1 protein-coding gene is annotated in these 319 nt (G+C 52.7%); it reads left to right on the top strand.

Annotated elements, in window-relative coordinates; all coding sequences use genetic code 11:
* Positions 1-228 (top strand): hypothetical protein (locus A3764_RS26170; RefSeq protein ID WP_236628303.1); only part of this gene is annotated, 228 nt, incomplete at its 5' end.
* Positions 229-319 lie beyond the last annotated feature (91 nt).

Raw genomic sequence — 319 nt, 5'->3', positions numbered from 1 at the left:
GTCCAATCCGGTCGGATTCCGGTCGTTCGCTCCCAATCCCTCATAGCGCATTTCGCAAGCCAGATCGGGACTCCAACCGTCGAACTCGATTGGACTGCGAAGCCGCATGACAACGCTTCCCTATTGGTCGGGTATAACGCTCTTCAGACCGAGGGTCTGGCGCTCGATCAAGAAATCATGGGCTGGAAGAAGGATTTCATCTCCAAAATAGAACGAGCTTTGGGATGAAAAGACTGAGCTTTAGACACCTACTTATGTTCGTTGCAATCTGGAGTGTGGCGGGCTTTCCGCTTCTTGCTGGGGTAACTACGGTTCTCGG

It is taken from the genome of Sulfitobacter sp. HI0129 (genome assembly GCF_001635395.1).
Lineage (GTDB): Bacteria > Pseudomonadota > Alphaproteobacteria > Rhodobacterales > Rhodobacteraceae > Sulfitobacter.
The sequence above is the reverse complement of the archived record's forward strand: the minus strand, read 5'-3'. Positions and strand labels throughout refer to the sequence as shown.